This is a genomic window from Flavobacterium petrolei (assembly GCF_003314435.2).
GTDB classification, from domain to species: Bacteria; Bacteroidota; Bacteroidia; order Flavobacteriales; family Flavobacteriaceae; genus Flavobacterium; species Flavobacterium petrolei.
In genome coordinates, this window is the sequence record NZ_QNVY02000019.1 from 1 (window position 1) to 534 (window position 534).

The 534-nt window shown below is 35.6% G+C and carries 2 protein-coding genes; both read left to right on the forward strand.

What is annotated here, in order from left to right:
* Positions 1 to 272, forward strand: a 272-nt coding sequence (locus tag DR871_RS16335) for a phage tail protein (RefSeq protein WP_242497143.1), incomplete at its 5' end; no start/stop codon positions are given.
* Positions 273 to 317: 45 nt separating this feature from the next.
* Positions 318 to 534 (forward strand): tail assembly chaperone (locus tag DR871_RS16340; protein ID WP_242497144.1); only part of this gene is annotated, 217 nt, incomplete at its 3' end.

The following is a 534-nucleotide window of genomic DNA, read 5'->3' on the forward strand; positions in this document are numbered from 1 at the left end:
TATTAAATGGCGATATCATTGAAATTTGGGAAATCAACAAAGCAGAACAGGGCACAGATGATGATGCAAATAAGTACAAAGCTACTTATTACCAAGCATATGTGTCTGAATTTACTCCATCAGCTGCTGCAGAGGATAACGTTGAATTAAGTTTATCATTTGCAGTAAATGGTGTTGGTCAAGATGGTTATGCAACCTTGACAGAAGATCAAGCCGATGTTGTTCAATATGCATTCAAAGATACCGTGAAAGCAACTTCGACAGGAGCATAAGAGGGCTTAGATGCTCTCTTTTTTATTTTAGGAGGATGAAAAACATTGAAATTAAAAATTAAAGGTAAAGAATATTCGTTTAAATTTGGCACTAAATTTGTACGTGAATTAGACAAAGTGATGCCTTTCATCGATGGAAATATGGAATTCGGAATGGGACTCTCAGCAAAAGTCTTACCGGAATTACGTTCTTATAATGTCAACACGTTGTCACGAGTCTTAGAAATAGCAAATAGAACAGAAGAAGAAACTATTACGTTGG